The 19,097-nt window shown below is 45.0% G+C and carries 16 protein-coding genes and 2 pseudogenes; 10 read left to right on the top strand and 8 right to left on the bottom strand.

Features of this window, described 5'->3' with window-relative positions; translation table 11 throughout:
* Positions 1-7: 7 nt before the first annotated feature.
* From hutU to hutC, 5 genes are all read right to left on the bottom strand, one after another.
* Positions 8-1,699 (bottom strand): urocanate hydratase, encoded by a 1,692-nt coding sequence (hutU, locus tag VTH8203_RS06945; protein WP_096993011.1) that lies wholly within the window; start codon positions 1,697-1,699, stop codon positions 8-10.
* Positions 1,700-1,793: 94 nt separating this feature from the next.
* Entirely contained in the window at positions 1,794-2,789 is a 996-nt protein-coding gene (gene hutG, locus VTH8203_RS06940) for a formimidoylglutamase (RefSeq protein ID WP_096993010.1), read from the bottom strand.
* Positions 2,779-4,011 carry an imidazolonepropionase gene (gene hutI, locus VTH8203_RS06935; RefSeq protein ID WP_096993009.1) on the bottom strand — a complete coding sequence of 411 codons (1,233 nt, stop codon included), beginning with the start codon at positions 4,009-4,011 and terminating at the stop codon, positions 2,779-2,781. The genes hutG and hutI overlap by 11 nt, the downstream gene beginning before the upstream one ends.
* A 340-nt stretch (positions 4,012-4,351) precedes the next feature.
* The gene (locus tag VTH8203_RS06930) at positions 4,352-4,819 is read right to left on the bottom strand and encodes an outer membrane beta-barrel protein (RefSeq protein ID WP_096993008.1); all 468 of its coding nucleotides are present in this window, start codon (positions 4,817-4,819) and stop codon (positions 4,352-4,354) included.
* A 162-nt stretch (positions 4,820-4,981) separates the two neighbouring features.
* Positions 4,982-5,692, bottom strand: coding sequence for a histidine utilization transcriptional repressor HutC (hutC, locus tag VTH8203_RS06925; protein WP_096993007.1), 711 nt, complete (start codon positions 5,690-5,692; stop codon positions 4,982-4,984).
* A gap of 242 nt (positions 5,693-5,934) precedes the next feature.
* Between hutC and VTH8203_RS06920 the strand changes: the two genes are divergently transcribed.
* On the top strand, positions 5,935-6,549 hold the full coding sequence (locus VTH8203_RS06920; protein WP_096993006.1) for a fumarylacetoacetate hydrolase family protein: 615 nt from the start codon (positions 5,935-5,937) through the stop codon (positions 6,547-6,549).
* Positions 6,550-6,617: 68 nt separating this feature from the next.
* Here VTH8203_RS06920 and VTH8203_RS06915 read toward each other — a convergent pair.
* Positions 6,618-8,599, bottom strand: a pseudogene (locus VTH8203_RS06915) (DUF4962 domain-containing protein).
* A 595-nt stretch (positions 8,600-9,194) separates the two neighbouring features.
* On the opposite strand from VTH8203_RS06915, the gene coxB reads away from it, so the two are divergent.
* Genes coxB through VTH8203_RS06895 form a run of 4 tightly spaced genes read left to right on the top strand, consistent with a single transcriptional unit; the run spans position 9,195 to position 13,474 of the window.
* Positions 9,195-10,337: a cytochrome c oxidase subunit II gene (gene coxB / locus VTH8203_RS06910; RefSeq protein WP_370739207.1), complete on the top strand. Its 1,143-nt coding sequence runs from the start codon at positions 9,195-9,197 to the stop codon at positions 10,335-10,337.
* 14 nt (positions 10,338-10,351) lie between these two features.
* Entirely contained in the window at positions 10,352-11,980 is a 1,629-nt protein-coding gene (gene ctaD / locus VTH8203_RS06905) for a cytochrome c oxidase subunit I (RefSeq protein ID WP_370739206.1), read from the top strand.
* 11 nt (positions 11,981-11,991) lie between these two features.
* Positions 11,992-12,600 carry a cytochrome c oxidase assembly protein gene (locus VTH8203_RS06900; protein WP_096993005.1) on the top strand — a complete coding sequence of 203 codons (609 nt, stop codon included), beginning with the start codon at positions 11,992-11,994 and terminating at the stop codon, positions 12,598-12,600.
* Complete coding sequence (locus tag VTH8203_RS06895) at positions 12,593-13,474, top strand: cytochrome c oxidase subunit 3 (RefSeq protein WP_096993004.1); 882 nt, start codon at positions 12,593-12,595, stop codon at positions 13,472-13,474. The genes VTH8203_RS06900 and VTH8203_RS06895 overlap by 8 nt, the downstream gene beginning before the upstream one ends.
* Before the next feature lie 21 nt (positions 13,475-13,495).
* Here the strand turns inward: VTH8203_RS06895 and VTH8203_RS06890 are convergent, their stop codons facing one another.
* A complete protein-coding gene (locus VTH8203_RS06890; protein ID WP_096993003.1) occupies positions 13,496-13,720 on the bottom strand; it encodes a DUF2909 domain-containing protein in 225 nt (74 codons plus the stop codon).
* A gap of 13 nt (positions 13,721-13,733) precedes the next feature.
* On the opposite strand from VTH8203_RS06890, the gene VTH8203_RS06885 reads away from it, so the two are divergent.
* From VTH8203_RS06885 to cyoE, 4 genes and pseudogenes are all read left to right on the top strand, one after another.
* Positions 13,734-14,495: an SURF1 family protein gene (locus VTH8203_RS06885; RefSeq protein ID WP_158296072.1), complete on the top strand. Its 762-nt coding sequence runs from the start codon at positions 13,734-13,736 to the stop codon at positions 14,493-14,495.
* Positions 14,496-14,503: 8 nt separating this feature from the next.
* Positions 14,504-15,073 (top strand): redox-active disulfide-containing membrane protein, encoded by a 570-nt coding sequence (locus tag VTH8203_RS06880; protein WP_096993001.1) that lies wholly within the window; start codon positions 14,504-14,506, stop codon positions 15,071-15,073.
* A gap of 46 nt (positions 15,074-15,119) precedes the next feature.
* Positions 15,120-16,170: pseudogene (locus VTH8203_RS06875) on the top strand (COX15/CtaA family protein); the annotation flags it as partial.
* Between the two features lie 112 nt (positions 16,171-16,282).
* Positions 16,283-17,200, top strand: a complete 918-nt coding sequence (gene cyoE, locus VTH8203_RS06870; protein WP_208617721.1) for a heme o synthase — start codon at positions 16,283-16,285, stop codon at positions 17,198-17,200.
* Positions 17,201-17,326: 126 nt separating this feature from the next.
* Here cyoE and VTH8203_RS06865 read toward each other — a convergent pair whose 3' ends face one another.
* Positions 17,327-18,331, bottom strand: a complete 1,005-nt coding sequence (locus VTH8203_RS06865) for a porin (protein WP_096992999.1) — start codon at positions 18,329-18,331, stop codon at positions 17,327-17,329.
* A gap of 499 nt (positions 18,332-18,830) precedes the next feature.
* Between VTH8203_RS06865 and VTH8203_RS06860 the strand changes: the two genes are divergently transcribed.
* On the top strand, positions 18,831-19,097 hold a 267-nt coding region (locus VTH8203_RS06860), incomplete at its 3' end, for a site-specific integrase (protein WP_208617720.1).

The following is a 19,097-nucleotide window of genomic DNA, read 5'->3' as shown; positions in this document are numbered from 1 at the left end:
GTGCTCCTTAAGCTCGATTATCATCATTTTGATTCAGCATTGGCAGGTCTAGGCCCTGTTCTTTGGCACATTGTTTAGCGATGTCGTACCCAGCATCGGCATGGCGCATTACGCCAGTTGCAGGGTCATTGTGTAAAACGCGCGCAATACGTCGAGCAGCATCATCGCTACCATCACAGCAAATGACCATTCCACTGTGTTGTGAGAAGCCCATGCCTACACCGCCGCCGTGGTGCAGGGAGACCCAAGTGGCACCGCCTGAAGTGTTGAGTAAGGCGTTCAATAATGGCCAATCGGATACCGCATCTGAGCCGTCCATCATGCCTTCGGTTTCACGGTTTGGACTGGCTACTGAACCTGAATCAAGATGATCACGACCAATAACCACAGGTGCTTTTAGTTCGCCATTCTTCACCATTTCATTGAAAGCCTGACCCAAACGCTCACGATCTTTCAGGCCGACCCAGCAGATACGAGCAGGTAAACCTTGGAACTGAATACGCTCACGAGCCATGTCGAGCCAGTTATGCAGATGTGGATTATCAGGAATCAGCTCTTTGACTTTTTGGTCTGTTTTATAGATGTCTTCCGGATCACCAGAGAGTGCAGCCCAACGGAAAGGTCCGATACCTTCACAGAAAAGTGGACGGATATACGCAGGAACAAAACCTGGGAAATCAAACGCGTTTTCTACCCCTTGTTCCAACGCCATTTGACGAATGTTATTACCGTAGTCAGTTGCTACCGAGCCGCGTTGTTGCATGGTTAGAATGGCTGCAACTTGCACTGCCATTGAGGCTTTGGCCGCTTTCACCACGCCCGTTGGATCGCTTTCACGTTGCTGTTTAGCGTGTTCCATGGTCCAGCCTTGTGGTAAGTAGCCGTTAAGAGGATCGTGTGCTGAGGTTTGATCGGTGACCACATCTGGTGTAATGTTTTTCGCTACCAATTCTGCATAGATATCAGCGGCATTTCCTAGTAGACCAACTGAGATTGGTTTGTCGCTATTCTTAATAATGGACAATGCTTCATCGAGGCTATGCGCTTTGTTATCGACATAACGAGTATTTAGACGATAATCGATACGAGATTCGTCACACTCTACAGCAATCATTGAAAAGCCAGCCATAGTCGCCGCGAGTGGTTGAGCGCCGCCCATACCGCCAAGGCCACCTGTTAGAATCCACTTGCCATTGGCATCGCCATTAAAATGTTGCTTGGCCATCGCCACAAAGGTTTCATACGTGCCTTGAACGATGCCTTGAGAACCAATGTAAATCCACGAACCTGCCGTCATTTGGCCGTACATCATTAGGCCCTGCTTATCCAGCTCGTTAAAGTGTTCCCAATTGGCCCAATGTGGGACTAAGTTGGAATTGGCAATTAATACGCGTGGAGCGTCTTTATGTGTTGGGAAAACGCCGACGGGTTTGCCTGATTGGACTAAAAGTGTTTGGTCGTCTTCAAGACGTTTCAGGACTTCGACGATCTTGTCGTAACACTCCCAATTGCGAGCCGCTCGGCCGATACCGCCGTAAACCACTAATGATTGAGGATGCTCAGCAACTTCGTCATCAAGATTGTTCATCAGCATGCGCAGTGGCGCTTCTGTCAGCCATGATTTGGCATTCAGTTCAGTGCCATGTGGCGCCTTGATTTTGCGACTTGCATCTAGACGAGCATTATTACTATCAGTCATCTTGTTTTCCTTTTGAATGGTGGACGCCAAGTTGGTTTGTTATGTGGCGTCGCACTGCGTTTCACGTAGTTGGTTGTTAATTGTTATTTATTGGTTATTTTTGCTGCTTGGACATGGCAGTTAGCATTTGCCAACAGAGCCTAGCGGCGAGTTTGGCGGTGCGATTATCAATGTCATAAGTAGGGTTACATTCAGCGATATCCGCCATCAGCAACTTATTGTTGTGCTGTAATATCGCGTTAAAAAATGGATAGAAGTGTTCAATGGATAAACCAATAGCAGCGGGAGCACTGACTCCCGGAGCAAGCGCTGCATTGAACACATCTAGATCGATTGTGAGATAGAGGTAGTCGACGCTGGCAATAAACTGTTCAAGTTCCTCAAGCATTGGTGTGTGGGGGTTAAGCAGTAGCTGTGTGTCTTCGATATAGCGAACATTCAAGCGCTGCGCTTTATCAAATAAGGCTTGTGTATTGGAAGTTGAACTGATGCCGATACAAAGGTATTCGAAAGCGAGTTGCTCTGATTGGCAGTGGTCAGCAATTTGCGAGAATGGTGTTCCAGAGCTCGGCTTTAAGGGCACGGCTTCAGATTGATACTCTCGAAGATCGAAATGAGCGTCGAAATTGATGATACCGATTCTGGGATTGGGTTCGCTTTGGCGTAGGTAGTTTGATAGCCCTAAGAAAGATGGCCAAGCGATTTCATGTCCACCGCCGAGCACGACGACAGGTCCATGCGAGAGGGCATTGGTAATGATTTCGGCTGTTGTACGTTGATTTTGTTCCAACGATGTGTTGTGTGAGCCGGAATTGCCTAGGTCTAAAATCTTAGTTTCAGAGTGCCAAGCCAAATTACTTAAGGCACCACGGATAGCATCAGGTGCCGTTTTAGCGCCAACTCTGCCTTTGTTTCTGGACACGCCCTCATCGGTTTCAAAACCTAGAAGTTGAGTACCACAAGTGTCAGACATTAGCTCATGAATCTGTGTAATGACGTGATGAACTCTGAGACGCTTCTCGCCATCTTCTAGGTCGTCACGGCCAGACCAAGTAAAACTGTGCTGAGTATTGATTGCTTTAGGCGACATGTTCGATACTCCCAGCAAAGATACGTTGTTTAAGTCCTTTCAGTCCATACTGATAGCTAAGCTCGCTCGGATGGTTGATATCCCAAATGGCTAAATTGGCTTTAAATCCTTTGCGGATTTGTCCTATGGTGTCTTTCTGACCAATTGCTGCCGCAGCATGGCATGTCACACCACGAAGCGCTTCCTCTGGCGTTAGACGAAATAAGGTACAAGCCATATTCATCATTAACTGTAGGTCTGCAAATGGAGAGGTTCCGGGATTAATGTCGCTACCGATTGCCATTGGCACGTTAAACTCACGCAGCCATTCAATGGGCGGCAGTTGTGTTTCTCTTAAGAAGTAAAATGCCCCGGGCAAAAGTGTTGCTACTGTCCCTGAAGTGGCAAGGGCCTTTACGCCTGCTAAGTCCAGATATTCAATATGGTCGACCGACTGTGCTTGATATTGAGCGGCAAGTACACTGCCGCCAAGGTTACTGAGCTGCTCTGTGTGCCCTTTGACAGCAAGACCATGTGCCTTAGCTGCGGCAAAAACACGTTCAGTTTGCTCTAGAGTAAATCCTATGGATTCACAAAACACGTCGACAGAATCTGCCAAGTTGTGTTTTGCGACGTGAGGGATGATGTCGGTTACCACGTAGTTTATGTACTCGTCCGCTCTATCCTGATATTCAGGGGGGACAGTATGTGCTGCGAGTAACGTCGTGGTAATACTGACGCGTCTATGGTTTTCTAACGACTTGGCGGCCACCAACATCTTCGCTTCATCTTCTAGCGTCAATCCGTAACCTGACTTCACTTCGATAGTTGTACAGCCACTTTTAATCAAACTGTCCAACCTTGGTAGGGCAAGTTCAATTAGCTCATCCACAGAGGCGGTACGAGTCGAGGCAACCGTACTGTTAATACCGCCACCGCGCTGAGCGATAGCTTGGTAGGATTCGCCGTTTAAACGTGCTTCGAATTCTTGTGTTCGACTCCCGGCAAAAACCAAGTGTGTATGGGGATCAATTAATCCGGGTGTCACAATACTGCCAGCACAATCGAGTACTGGACAATCTGACCACTCTTTTGGCGTATTGCCGTAGAGTGTGGATAGGTCTTCACCCATAGCGACGATTAACCCACTGCGAATAAGCAGGTAACAAGGCTCCGTAGGAGTGTATCCAGTTGAGCCTTCTTCCATAGTAACAAGTCGGGCATTTTTTAGAATTAAGTGCATGTTTAATCCAAAGCTTTATTGTATATACAAATATTTAGTAGAATATATACAATTGATCAATAGTGCATCGTACAAAATGTGATCTAAGCGTCTAAGATTTGAGGTTTTAGTAGATGATTAAATAGAAGGAGCAGGTTAGGTGATTTTAAATCTTAACGGCGGTAACTCTGTGGTTTAACTGACTGATATACAAGATCTTAAACAGAAGTAGGCCACTATACGGTGACCTACGGAAGTGAGTACAATTTGCCATATATAGGGAAGATTTGAAGTTAAATTTCACTCCAAGGTTGGCAGACTTGGTATCGTAGACAGCAATGTTGTGAATTTCGTAGCTAGCTTAAATCGCAAAGTGTTCCGTGATGTCGTAGGCAAGACCGAGTCCGTATACGAACGCAGTGTCGGAGACTGATGAACCGTTGACCGAAACGTTAGTTTCAACTTCAGAATTAATTTTGTGGAAACCTAGCTTTGCTAGCGCGTAAAAACGATCGCCCATATAAAGTTTTGGGATGACATTGATTCCGTATGAGGTCATCGACAAGGTGTAATAATCGTTGAGGAAAGACTCTTTGGTTGAACCAAGATTCTTATATTCTAGCTCTGTACCAAGTACAAAAAAGCTACCCAAAGCAAAATCATAGCCGCCATTCGCTGAGTAGCCATTTGTCACTTCGTTACTGCTTACAAACGCCGCGTCGTAGCTCATTTTTGAATAAGAAGCACCAACGTAGAAGCCTTCGTTGGCCAAAGATGACGTAGAGAAAGCGGCGATGTCTAAAGAAAGTGCTAAGACTGTTTTTTTCATTCTGATTTCTCACTGGTTTATGTGGTTATTATGCGAGAAATCCTAACATTGAAGCTTAGATTTTGGGGTAAGTCAACGTAAGCTAACTTTTTGTATTTTCGTTAGTTAGCTTACAAATTAGTGGGTAGTTTAGTTTGTTTAAATAGAGAGTATTACACGTGACTAAAGGGTGACTTTCGAGCTCAGCTGATAGCGGCTTCCGGGATGGTAGAGCAAGGCTGTACTGATAAGGCGGTCGTCACTCCATGTTCTTCTGTGGAGCAATAAACAAGGCTCTTTTGTCGTCATTTCGAGCCTCTGACCAATTTCATCATTACAAATAATGGCTTCGACGGTATGTTCAACGGCAGTCATTGGGCAGTTTAGCGTTAAGTACTCGTTTGGAGTGACTTTCGAGAAATCTTGTTTGTAATAGTCAGGTGCAAACTTTGCGTTCACCCAACGACACTCCAACTGAATAGGAAGGTCGTTTTCTTTGTGTAAGATCTCACTGTAGTAGACCGAGCTCCCCAACATAACGCCTAGCTTGGTGGCGATATTCTGATCGGCTTTGGTTGCCAGGTGTTTAATGACATCGCACGAATAAGTTTTACCTCGAGAAGCGACTTCTTTGGCGATGTTTCGTGTATCAAGTAGAGGACTCTCAGCCTTTTCACTCTGCTTTTTTACGAACGTACCAAGCCTTGGCCGCCGCTCTAATTTTCCGTCACCTACCAGATCCCTAATGGCTTTATTAACGGTCATTCGACTGACAGAAAACTGTTCGGTGAGCTCCATTTCGGTGGAGATACGCTGTCCAACAGGCCAGTGCCCTTGGTCGATCTTCTGTTCGATGTATTGTTTGATTTGAATATACAGGGGCTCAGCGGACATTAACGACTCGTCACTCGATAAATTGAATATACAAATGGTTGTCGAAATTGAATTAAAATGCAAGGAGTTAGATGAAATCCTATCAAATCTGTGGGCTGGGTGCGCAACTACGATAACAACTCAAATCTCGATCCTTGCCTCAACTTTGCAAAATACTCTTCTAAATCATAAGTCTGTCACTATAAATCCGCTAAAATGCACAGTTCTTAGTGTTGAATTTACCTGTCAGTCAAGGAAGGGCAATGAAAGCGGTATTTGTTGGAGATGACTCTTTTTTCCCATCGAAGATCTTGTGCGTAGGCCGTAACTACGTCGAACACATCAATGAATTAGGGAATGAGATCCCTGAAGATATGGTGGTGTTCAACAAACCAAACTCTAGTATCGCATCAGAGCTTTATTCTTACCTTGATGAGCCTCTTCATTACGAGGCAGAAATTTGCTTCCTTATCCGCAACCGACAACTCTACGCAGTGGGCTTTGGATTAGATCTTACCAAACGAAGCTTACAGACTAAGTTGAAACAGAAGGGTCTGCCTTGGGAAAGAGCTAAAGCGTTTGATAACTCGGCCAAATTTAGCCGTTTCATTCCATTATCAGATATGGATGTCTGTGAGCTTGAGGTGGAGTTGTTTATCAATAGTATGCGAATGCAATTAGGTGGCACCAAACAGATGTTGTATAAACCAGACGTGATTTTACAAGAACTGGCTTCTTACACCGAATTGCAAGATGGAGATATTGTGATGACGGGGACGCCCCAAGGGGTTGGTGAGATAGTCGCTGGAGATAGGTTTCTCGGTCGTATTAAATACGCGGGAAAAGCCATTGTTGAAGTAGAATGGTTGGCGATATAACCCTTAATAAAAAGAGCCTTCAACGCTGAAATGCAGTGAAGGCTTTATCTTTGAAAGTCGTTGAACCACTATAAATCTATGGTCACTGTTTACCATCTACAACAAGTGTTAGTGCATTATCGCGGACGCTATGCGACACCTGAACTTGTTCCCCGCTATTCTTGTTAGGGACAAGCAACGTAACAATGTCGTGTTGTTTTGATGCAGAAAATTCTACTTCTACATGACGGTGGATCTCGAGTTCTTGGAACTCGTAAGGGTCCACATCGCCAAAGCCTTCGACGTTGGTCACTGACGTAATTTGCTCCGCGCTCTGATTGATAAAGCTCACAGCTAGGTGTGCTTTGTCTTGGATCACAAAGAGCTTGCCTTTCACGAACCAAATCTTACGTTTGTAGGATTCGATATCTGGTGTAAAGAACTTGTAGGATTCGGTTGCGTCGCCCTCTACAAATTTGACGTCAGAGTCTGTGTCATAGTCTGTGATTTGACCGCCTGCTTCGATACAGAAGCGGTCTTGGTGGCCTTCAAATTTGGTGTTTTTGTTCTCTCCGTACTGTCCTTTGCCATTAAACAGGGGCAAGTTCTTAGAAAAAGTATGACGACGCCACTTCGTATGCATATCGACGCCAAACCCACCATAGTAGCCGGTGATAGATGCTAATGTTTCACCAAAGGCATGCAGTGTAAACGCATTTTGGTCACCGTGTGAGTGGCTAATTGAACCAAATGGCGAACATTTAAAGACCATGTGGATATGGTTATCACGTTCCGTCATCTTGTTGTGGAAAGCCGCCCAGCCGGTGATAGGGAACACTTTTAACAACGGATCGTTTTACGGCGCTTTTTCTTCAGGTGCATCCCAAAGAATATTAAAACGAAGATCGTCATAGCCAAAGTCCCACCAACCAAAGTTATAGAACTTGGTATGTGCTTCAGTATCACGCCCTTTCAACTGGTTGTAATACCATACGTATTCAGGCTTTTGATTTACTCCAGCATAATGCTTGATGTTGTACGCAAGTTTTAACCCAGGGAAGTCACCGATAGAAGATTGGTCGCAGAAGCTGGCTCGCTTCGAGTGAACTGGCATGCAATAAAGTGGGAAGTCTCCTGTGTTTTCGTAGAATGTTTTATTGAACATATCTATACCACAGTATGCTTTTAACAGATCGAATGCTTCACCTAGGAAGGCAGTTTGCGTATTCCAATAATCTGGACCTTCTGCCCAGCCACCATCTTCACCACCCCATGGCGGATAATGGACGGCATAGTATTCCAACGCATAAGCAATATATTCACCAGCTTTAGGATGGTCGTGATAGAGCGCAATACACGTCGGGATAATAGCGGAAGAAATAGAACGAACACCGTGACTGTTCAATGGATTATTTAATAGGTCAACGGTGACTTTCAGGTGATGCATAATTTCATCTAAACGAGTCACTAATGCTTTACGTACTGTTGAACGTTCTTCTTCAGTAAAGTGGCCATGTAACCAGTCATAGCCCCAAGCCATTGCTGCGATGACGCGGAAGGCGGCTTCGTCGTTGTAGCCGCGAGATGTTACGCCATCTGGGTCATAGGACGCGAGTTGGAGCGTCCAAGCTTTAGCTTTGCCAATAAGTTCTTTGTCGTCTTTGACAATACCTGCGATTGCAAGATTGCGTGTCGCATTGAGCGCCATCTGGCAATCTACATACATTTGACGCCAATAAGGTCGCCATAGAGAAGCTTTACCAACCGTTTCTTCTGGGTAAGGTTGAGGTTCTGCGTAAGGCTCAGTATCGAAAAATTTGACCGTTGAGTTATTGATGAAGTCGTCAAACATGCAGTGAGACTCATCTTGCATAACTTTTGATTTAAATTCGTCAAGTTCATTGGCTTGAATGAGTAGGCGAGGGCGAGCCTCTGCAAGGTTATCTAGGAAAGACAGGTCAAAGTCTCGCTTTTGAACTTCAATAGGTAGTAGATCAACCAAATTGCCAGCAGAAGTGTCATTTTCCAGCTTCATAGCCTTGATTGCATCGAATGATTTGTCGTTACCCATACCAACTCTCTTGTAAATACAAAGTGTTTCTAAAGGGAATGAAGACAATATGCAATATTGTAATACAATAATAAAATAATTCTAAGGTTAGATTCATGCTTTTTACGTATTTTGTGAGCAGCGACAGAATCCACATGTTGTCCTGGTCCTCAAACACGCTATTGTGTAGTTTGTCAAAATTTAAAAGGTAATCGATGGGCCACCATCACAAAAAGTGACGGTTTATTTTTATCCTTGCGAATCTTGAATTCTCTAACTAGCCTTTAGTTAACAAAAGTATAACAAATCATTTTGTGTTGTATTTTATTAACATCGGACTTAATAAGTAAGTGGTTATGCCATTTGTATGACCGAGTACTTTTGCAGTTTAGCTTTATTTTTTGAGACTCATGTTTGAGTTGATAAACCTAGTTGGTCTTCGTTAGACGTCGTCGAATCACAGTTAGTTGGGTTTTGGTTGCGGGCTTTGCCATCCTGAATAGTTTGATCACTCTTCAGACGTGCTTGGTATAAGTCATTGGGGAACCACGTTGGGAAAGACGTGGCTAGGCAAAGGAGAAATCTTTTGAAGAGATTGCTGACTATTCACTTATGGATAGGGGTGGCTGCTACGCTAATCAGTCAACCTCTCATCGCCGAGTCGAACGGCTTTAACCTGACTCGTGGTGTTACTGATATCAGTAACCAAGTCTATGACCTGCACATGTTGATTTTCTACATCTGTTGTGCAATCGCATTCGTTGTGTTTGGCGTGATGTTCTACTCCATTTTCAAGCACAGAAAATCACGCGGCGCCGTTGCGGCCAATTTCCATGAAAGTACCAAAGTTGAAATTGTATGGACCGTCATTCCTATCGTTATTCTGATTGCGATGGCGATTCCAGCGACGAAAACTCTCGTCGCAATGGAAGATACTTCCCGATCTGATATCACCATAAAAATAACTGGCTCGCAGTGGAAATGGCATTACGAATATTTTGGAGAAGATGTCAACTTCTTCTCGCTATTGGCAACCTCTCAAAAGCAGATTGACGGTATTGAAGCAAAAGGGGCACATTATCTACTTGAAGTAGACAATCCACTCGTCGTTCCCATTAACCAAAAGATCCGATTTTTAATGACATCCGATGATGTTATTCATTCTTGGTGGGTGCCGGATTTTGCCGTCAAAAAGGACACGATCCCGGGTTTTATTAATGAAGCTTGGACCAAGATTGACGAACCAGGCGTGTACCGAGGTCAATGTGCCGAACTGTGCGGTAAAGCTCATGGATTTATGCCGATTGTCGTCCAAGCGATGGAGCAGAGTGACTATGACGCATGGTTAGCTGAGAAGAAACAAGAAATGGCCTTAGCGGCAGAGGAAGCGGCGAAGTCGCTTGACGCCACGCTGCCTCTGGGTGAGTTGATGAGCGTAGGTGAAGAAGTGTATGCAGGTCGTTGTGCTGTATGCCATCAAGCAAACGGTCAAGGCATACCCGGGGCTTTTCCTGCTATCGCTGGCAGTACCGTTGCAACGACGGGAGATGTGTCGATTCACATCAGCAAAATAGTTGACGGTGTAAGTGGGACAGCGATGCAGTCGTTCGCAAATCAATTGACCGACAAAGAGATAGCAGCAGTAGTGACTTACCAACGAAATGCGTGGGGTAACGATACGGGAGATGTAGTACAAGCCTCTGATATCAATGCGTTCAAAGCGCAAGGTGAGGAGCAAACTAGCTCCAAGGAGTTATGATGAAAATGGATCCTATGGAAACAGTTAAATCGTCAACAGCGACGGATGCAGAGATGAGTCGTGCGGAAAGCACGGCCGTTATTGAAGACGATCATCATGATCACGCCCCTTCTGGTTGGGCAAGATGGGTATACTCCACTAACCATAAAGATATTGGGACTTTGTACTTGTGGTTTAGTTTCGTCATGTTTCTTACTGGCGGCGTGATGGCGATGGTCATTCGTGCAGAGTTATTCCAACCGGGCTTACAACTTGTTGAGCCCAATTTCTTTAACCAGATGACCACAGTTCACGGCTTAGTGATGGTCTTTGGCGCTGTCATGCCAGCTTTTACTGGTTTGGCGAATTGGATGATTCCAATGATGATTGGTGCACCAGATATGGCATTGCCGCGCATGAATAACTTAAGCTTTTGGATTCTGCCGTTCGCTTTCCTAATTCTTTTGTCATCACTCTTTATGCCCGGTGGTGGGCCCGATTTTGGTTGGACGTTTTACGCGCCGCTTTCAACAACCTATGGTCCGGATAGCACGGCACTATTTGTGTTTTCAGTACACATTATGGGGATCAGCTCAATCATGGGGGCCATCAATGTCATTGTCACCATTTTTAATATGCGTGCTCCCGGCATGACGATGATGAAGATGCCGTTATTTGTCTGGACCTGGTTAATTACCGCCTTTTTGCTTATCGCTGTGATGCCAGTGTTGGCGGGGGCTGTCACGATGGTGTTGACGGACAAGTATTTCGGAACCAGTTTTTTTGATGCAGCAGGTGGCGGTGATCCTGTCATGTTCCAACATATTTTTTGGTTTTTCGGCCACCCAGAAGTGTACATCATGATCTTGCCTTCTTTCGGCATCATTTCGGCCATTGTACCTGCGTTTAGTGGTAAGAAGCTGTTTGGTTACCATTCAATGGTGTATGCGACATGCAGTATCGCTTTGTTGTCTTTCTTGGTTTGGGCGCATCACATGTTCACCACAGGGATGCCTGTTTTTGCCGAGCTGTTCTTTATGTACTGTACTATGCTCATCGCAGTGCCCACAGGGGTGAAAGTATTTAATTGGGTAGCGACAATGTGGCGCGGCGCATTGACGTTTGAAACGCCCATGCTATTCGCTATCGCTTTTATCGTCTTGTTTACCATTGGTGGCTTTTCAGGGTTGATGCTGGCTATTGTACCTGCGGACTTTCAATATCACGACACCTACTTTGTCGTAGCTCACTTTCACTATGTTCTAGTATCTGGCGCTGTATTTTCAATTATGGCGGCCGCTTATTACTGGCTGCCCAAATGGACCGGCCATATGTATGACCAAAAGTTAAGTCTGTGGCATTTCTGGTGCTCGGTGATTTCGGTCAATGTGCTGTTTTTTCCGATGCATTTCTTAGGACTAGCGGGCATGCCAAGGCGTATTCCTGACTATGCTATTCAATTTGCCGATGTAAACCAGATTGTCTCAATAGGCGGGTTCGCCTTTGGTCTGTCGCAGTTGATTTTCTTATGGCTGGTAATCAAGTGCATTAAAGGCGGAGAAAAGGCCAAAGCGAAACCTTGGGAGCGAGCGGAAGGGCTGGAATGGACAGTACCTAGCCCAGCACCGTATCACACCTTTAGCACACCGCCAAAAGTGGATTAGAGAGGTGAGTGATGAGCGAGCAAAACCCTACATCCAATAGAAAGTTAGTTACGTGGCTGTGTGTGGCTGTGGTCGGCATGTTTGGGTTTGGTTTTGCTTTGGTTCCGTTGTACGACATTATGTGTGAAGCGTTAGGTATCAATGGTAAAACTAATACCGTATCGGCGGTGCAACCTGTTGGAATGAGGGCCGATATTTCACGCACTGTTCGCGTTGAGTTTATGGCGCATATCAACCCTGACATGCCATGGGGATTTGAGCCTGAAACCGTCTTTCTTGACGTATACCCTGGAGAGGTGATTCAAACGGCCTATCTGGCGAAGAATAATTCGTCGCAGCCTCTAATTGGGCAAGCAGTACCGTCGGTGTCTCCGGGGACGGGTGCCGCCTACTTCAATAAGATTGAGTGTTTCTGCTTTAATCATCAGCCGCTCGACGGTCAGAGCGAAACGGAAATGCCGTTAATTTTCTATATTGAACCCGATATCCCCGAGTCGATTCACACACTGACTTTGTCGTACACACTCTACAACATCACAAATAATGCAAGCGTGCAGGATGCCGTTGAACGCAGTAAGGGTAGCAAGAGCGCACTTAACAGGGAGTTAAGCTATGAGTAAACCTCAATCTTATTACGTTCCAGCTCAGAGCAGCTGGCCCATTGTGGGAGCTGTCGCGTTGTTTTTAGTAGCAGTTGGTGCGGGACTCACAGTTCAACATTTAGAGACGGGTGGAGCTGGGAGTGTCATCGGCAACGTTACTCTCGCGCTGGGCTTTGTGGTGCTGTTGTACATGTTGTCAGGGTGGTTTAGCAATGTTGTCAGCGAATCACTGCAAGGCTTGTACTCAGACCAGATTACGCGTTCATTTCGTCAAGGTATGAGCTGGTTCATTTTTTCTGAAGTGATGTTCTTTGGTGCCTTTTTTGGCGCGTTATTTTATGCGCGGATGATTGCTGTCCCTTGGTTGGGAGGCGCCGACAACAATGTGATGACTCACGAAGTTCTGTGGCCAGGATTCGAAGCGATATGGCCACTCACTACGACCCCTGCGGGTGAGACAACTGAGGCAATGCCTTGGCAAGGTTTACCTTTGCAGAACACCATCATACTACTGCTCTCTTCGATTACGTTACACATGGCTCACGTTAGCCTAGAAAAGAATAAGCGAACAGCGCTTATCGTGTGGCTAGAAATTACTATTGTTCTGGCCGGATTTTTCCTTTACTACCAAGCCGTTGAGTACTCACATGCGTACCGGGATCTGGGGCTTACTTTACAGTCTGGGATATATGGAAACACATTCTTCATGTTAACCGGGTTCCATGGCTTACATGTGGTGCTAGGTACCATCTTTCTGATAGTACTCCTGTTTCGAATCGCCAAAGACCATTTTACACCTAAAGACCATTTCGCGTTTCAAGCAGGCAGTTGGTACTGGCACTTTGTTGATGTGGTTTGGCTCTGTTTATTTGTCTTCGTTTATGTGCTTTAGTCAGCAGTATCTGGTTTTGTATCAGTAGGGGCGAGGGTTAGGAGCAAGGAATCCACTTTGCAGCGCAATAACCAAAAGAATAACAACAATCGCAGAAAACAACACACGGCGACCCAGATAGTGACTCATGGGTTTTCCAGAATTAGGGTCGTCTCGCACCATTCTTATGAGGGCAAGCGCTAAGTTAAAGATGATGAAAAGTAATAGCAGTACTAAAACAATCTTAAACAATAGTGTGGCTGACATTGAGGCGCCTCGCATGATCTGGTTTAAATCGATGAAGTTCTGGACCGGCATAGTATTAACTGTGGCTGTGTTTTCAACTTTGGTCAAACTGGGCTTTTGGCAGCAACAGCGAGGTAACGAAAAATCGCAGCTAGAATCTATGTTGGCCCAGCGAAGTGAGCAATCACCCAGTTCATTAAGTTCTGTTCGCTTTTCACATGCACCCCAGCTAAGTGATGACTATTTTCGCTGGATCGGCGTACCCGTGTTTGCAGAGGTTGCTCCTCTGCCTCAACTTATCTATCTTGATAACCAAACCGTTGATGGACAAGTAGGGTATTTGGTTTATCAGCTTAGTGCGGATAATCAAGCTCGCTTTTGGCTCGTGGAACTTGGATTTGTTAAAGGGATGGTGCAAAGGCACTCATTGCCTGCTGTTGAGCTGTTAACCCATTCTGTGATGATGACAGGGCGTTTATATCGAAAGATGACTAGCCCTTTAGGCAACAAACTCTACCCTGAAGATTTTTCCTCTTCAGCCACAACGACATGGCGGATTCAGAACTTAAATCTGGAAGCATTAGCAGAGCACATTGGCAAGCCTTTACAACCATGGGTCATACAACCTAGCGACTCAACCACGCCTTACGAACATCCATGGAAGCCACTGTCTATGAACTCCGCTAAACACTACGCTTATGCATTTCAATGGTTTGCTATGGCCTTGGTTTTTGCGTTAGTCGTGGGCATTGCCGCATATCGTTGGGCCAGAAAAACTCATTCAACAAGACATTAGGAGCGCTTATGAGCACAGGGACGACACCGTTATTCAAGCCCAAAGCCGTATTGAGAGGGCGACTGACGTTACTGGCGTTAATTGTTTTTTTTGCGCTGCCGTTTATCGTTGCAAAAACCATTCTTAGTAATAATTGGTATGAGTCAGGAGTGACCAATCATGGCCAGTTGGTGGAGCCTCGAGTGACATTCGAGTCACTAGGGATAGTCAACCCCCTTCAAAGAGACAGCTGGCAGCTGGGCTTTGTGCTACCCGCTAAATGTGATGATGCATGCTTAAATCGCTTATACGTTATGGGGCAAACGTATTTAGCGCTAGGAAAGTACAAAGAGCGGGTCACACCAGTTGTTTACATACAATCTGGATACGCTCTGCCCAAACTGCCTGATTCAGTGGCAGTGGTGACCGTAAACGACGGTTTCTCTGACATAGTACCACCGCAAGGATACGTCATTACCGACACTTTAGGTCAAGTCGTGATGGTGTTTGAACCTACAACCAAGGAACAACAGGTCGCACACAGCAAGGGGCTGTTGTCCGACCTCAGAAAGCTACTCAAGCTATCTCGAGTAGGTTAGACGCTAAGAGGTGAGTACACCAATGTTGACGGCATAAGGAGTGGCAATGAGACTGATAAATTTGGTGAAAGGCGCAGTGATACTGACCGTTGTTGTCATTGCCATGGGTGCCTATACTCGCCTTGCGGATGCTGGGTTAGGTTGTCCAGACTGGCCGGGTTGTTATGGTCATCTAACGGTGCCTAGCAATAGCGTTGATGTGGCCGTAGCAAATACGCTTTTCCCCGAACGAGCGGTGGAGCCTTACAAAGCATGGTTAGAGATGATACACCGATATTTAGCGGGAACATTAGGTTTAGTTGTGTTTGCGATTACCTATCTAGCATTGAGGAATGAACGGAGTCGACTCGGCGGGGCTTTGCCTGTGTCGTTATCTTTAGTGATAGTGTTTCAAGCGGCTTTAGGGATGTGGACGGTAACACTTAAACTGATGCCTATTGTGGTTATGGGACATCTACTAGGGGGCTTTACTATGTTTTCTTTGCTGTTTTATACTTACCTAAAACTGCGCCCGAATACAATAGCAACGCGATGGACTAAGGAAACAGAATCACAAAAAGAACGAAGCACTGCCTTTGAGCCAAAAGTGGTGAAACCTAAAACAGTGACTACTGAGCCAAGGATAATCGGTACTCGACTCAAGTTATTGGCGTGCTTGGCACTAATAGCCACCATTTTTCAGATAATACTCGGCGGTTGGGTATCCTCAAATTACGCTGCTGTGGTGTGTACTTCTTTACCTATTTGTGAAGGTGAGTGGGGCCGTTATCTCGATTTTAAGACCGCTTTCACTCCGGTGCATTTTGGCTTTGATAATTACGAATTTGGTGTGCTCGATTATGCTGCGCGGATGACCATTCATGTCAGTCATCGTTTTGGTGCCATAGTGGTGACGCTACTCGTTGGGGTATTAGGGCTAAGCTTACTAAAACATCGACAATCTGCTTTACGGAAGGTCGGTGTTCTATTATTGGGGTTATTAGTCATTCAACTTGTGCTGGGAGTGAGTAATGTGGTGTTCCACTTACCTTTGCTAGTTGCGGTTACGCATAACCTCGGCGCTGCGTTGCTGCTACTAAGCCTAATTCAAACTAACTACATCATTAGGAACATACGATACCCTCAAGCGGAAAAACCGACGCTCACTATTATTGAATCGAAGATCCCTACTGGGAGGATGAAAGCATCAGGAGACAAGGAGAGCTCTTTATGAACAAAGTGACAATAGCGCTAGCAGGTCGTGTGGATTCCCATGTAAGACCTAGGAATAATTGGCGTGTGTATTTAACCCTGACGAAACCCAAAGTGGTCGCATTAATGATTTTAACGGCATTGGTAGGGATGTGTTTAGCCGTACCGAGTGCGCTACCTGTGCAAGCCACGGTGCTGGGGCTTCTGGGGATTGCATTAATGGCCGGCTCTGCGGCAGCTTTCAATCATCTAATAGACCGTCGAATTGATGCAGTTATGGCGAGAACCCATAAACGTCCTTTGCCATCAGGAGAGTTGAGTGTCGGTAAAGTTTTTACCTTTGCTCTAAGTCTTGGCATCTTGGGTTTTGTAATATTAGCTTTGGGGGTGAACTGGCTAACCGCTTGGCTCACGTTCGCAAGCTTGCTTGGCTATGCCGTGGTCTACACCTTATACTTAAAGCGAGCGACGCCTCAGAACATTGTTATCGCAGGTATTGCAGGCGCTATGCCACCGTTGTTGGGGTGGACAGCGGTGACAGGGGAACTGCATGCCAACGCCTGGTTACTTGTTATGATCATTTTCATCTGGACCCCACCTCATTTTTGGGCGTTAGCGATTCACAGAAAAGAAGACTACGCGAAAGCGGATATTCCTATGCTTCCGGTGACCCATGGGGTTGAATATACTAAAACGTCTATTTTGCTCTATACCATTTTATTAGCGCTAGTATGCTTGTTGCCTGCTTTAGTCGGAATGACAGGGCTAGTCTATTTAGCAGGCTCAACATTCTTGAGTGCAGGTTTTATTTATTATGCGTGGAAACTTAAATATTTTGCCTCCGATAAGACCGCAATGGACACGTTTAAATTCTCTATTATCCATTTAATGCTTTTATTTTTAGTGCTGCTGGTGGATCACTATCTTCCTATTTGAGGGGCAAAAATACATAAAAAACAGCCATTACTTTGCAATGGCTGTCAGGTCATTTTAATCAACACTCGTTACTAGGAAAGATCTTTGTCATGTTAATCCATCCCATTCTACAAAATGCAGTTAGGATTAAAACGTAAGGATTGCACCAAGACGTCCAATTGTATCTTTGTCACCGTTTAGGTCTTTAGATACGCCAGCATAAGTAGTGAAGGCATTAGTGAACTTATAGTGTACGTTAGCCGCTACGGTTTGATCCGTCTCGTCTGCAACATCAAACTTAACTTGCTGGAATGCTGCTGCCAAAAGAATACGATCTGTTATGTCATACTTAGATGCCACCTCGAATCCTTTGTAGTCTTGGTCTAACAGTTTACCTTGCGTATAAAGGCCACCTAGATATAGATCATTGAGCTGATAACTTGCACCAACTAGGACGTTTTGGCTTTCTGCGTTTGGAGAAATCGTTAAGCCGCCAGCTGTAACATTAACGTCCTTGTCCTTTTGATAGGCGTAACCTGCACCAAAGCTTAAATCACCCAACTGGTACTGTGCAGCGACACCATAACCTTGATCTATAGTGCCTTTAACCACATGACCGTATTTTTCGAATGTATCAGCAGCGCCGCCGCCATTCGCGTTTGCTTTAACTTTTAGGCCACCAAATGTACCGATGTAGAGCAATTGGTTACTTGTACGGTCAGCTGTAGCGGTTTTGTTGCCTGCTTCACCACCAAATGCGTCGAGAATATCAGTGTAGTCAGTAATCATACCTAATGAACCATCCGTTTTACCGTATTGAAGTTCATTGTTTTCGCCTGCGACACCCACATATAGATAACGGTTTTCATATCCGGCACTGTCATCTGCGCCGGAACGATTAATCTCTTCTTCAAAGAAACCTTTAGCTTGAACGCCGTCAGCAATTTCTGTTGTCGCGAGTACGTTGACACGTGCACGGCTGTTATCTGCAACCGTTCGATCATTGGTATCTTTGTCAAAATCAGCACGCGCTTCAGCTCGGCCACCCACTGCTAGGTTCAGGTTATCACCTTTAAATACGTCAGCAGCATTTGCTGCTGTTGCTGATAAACCTGCAATAATAGCTGCTGTTAAAAGAGAAACTTTTTTCATGTTAAATCCCTATTTAGTCTCTAATAAATTTTATTATTAATACGCTCTTGGCTCGTCGTATCTATAATTAGGCTAAATGATTATTAACAAGGCTATAAGCAGGGATAAATGGAATTAAAGTTTCGACAAATAGGGATGAAAATATCTTAAATACGATTATCCTTATGGATAAATTAATTTATATTCAATATTTAGAGTTAAACCACCGTTGTGATTGACTTGCGAAGTTATTATATAACGCAGCGTAATTATATGTATGGTGTGTAAGCTATTGTCTTTACAGGTGAGAGTTTTTCTTGCGTAAATAATAATTTGTGAATGTTAATTATCACTAAAAACATGACGTAGTTAAAATAATTGTTTTTATCTAATGAAAGAAAACGGTTGAGAAATGACCATAACATATTGTTGAACGAAGCCGCTGCGCGGCAGAGTAAAGCACATAAACGCCATACTTCTGATACCCCATCACCCGATGGGATAGACAGGAGTAAATACCATGACACCCAATGAACTCAATCGCTATCATTCTCTTTATGAACAACACCTTACCAACCTTAAGCTGCAAGGTAAACGACCTGCTACCATTGATGCCTATTCCCGTGCCGTTCGTCGAATAAGCCGCTATTTTGATTGCTGCCCTGACTCGCTCACCCCCGACCAACTCAAGCAATACTTCGCTAGCCTTATTCAAACCCACTCGTGGAGTACCATCAAGCTCGACCGTAACGGCTTGCAGTTCTTCTATCGCTATACGCTCAATAAA

Origin of the sequence: Vibrio thalassae, assembly GCF_900089835.1 — a bacterium.
Lineage (GTDB): Bacteria > Pseudomonadota > Gammaproteobacteria > Enterobacterales > Vibrionaceae > Vibrio > Vibrio thalassae.
Note: the sequence above shows the minus strand (reverse complement) of the source record. Positions and strands in the feature narration are given on the sequence as shown.